1 protein-coding gene is annotated in these 335 nt (G+C 54.3%); it reads left to right on the top strand.

The window, feature by feature from the left end:
* A partial coding sequence (locus FD12_RS14015; RefSeq protein ID WP_056983454.1) for a hypothetical protein occupies positions 1-335 on the top strand: 335 nt, incomplete at both ends.

Below are 335 nucleotides of genomic sequence, written 5' to 3'. Positions count from 1 at the left end.
AGTGCAGCTTCTGATTATGCGAAGATCGCTTCGAATGCTGCCAATAACGATAGTAATCCGGCATTAGCCAAAGATGCGAGTGCGGCAAGTGATGCAGCCAAGTCAGCTGCTAACGCAGCGGCCAGTGCGGCTGCTGATGCGAGTGCGGCAAGTGATGCCGCTGACGCAGCGGCTAGTGATGCCAAGGATACCAGTAATGCCAGTGATGCTGCCACTGCTACGGCGGCTGCCGACAAGGCCAAGAATGATAATAAGAATGCGACTGATGCCGCGGCCGATGCGGAAAAGCAAAAAGGATTTGCTACTAACGGTGAAACAGTTGCCAGTGATGCGGC

Source organism: Lentilactobacillus rapi DSM 19907 = JCM 15042, from assembly GCF_001436255.1.
Lineage (GTDB): Bacteria > Bacillota > Bacilli > Lactobacillales > Lactobacillaceae > Lentilactobacillus > Lentilactobacillus rapi.
This window is presented reverse-complemented; position numbering and strand designations above follow the sequence as displayed.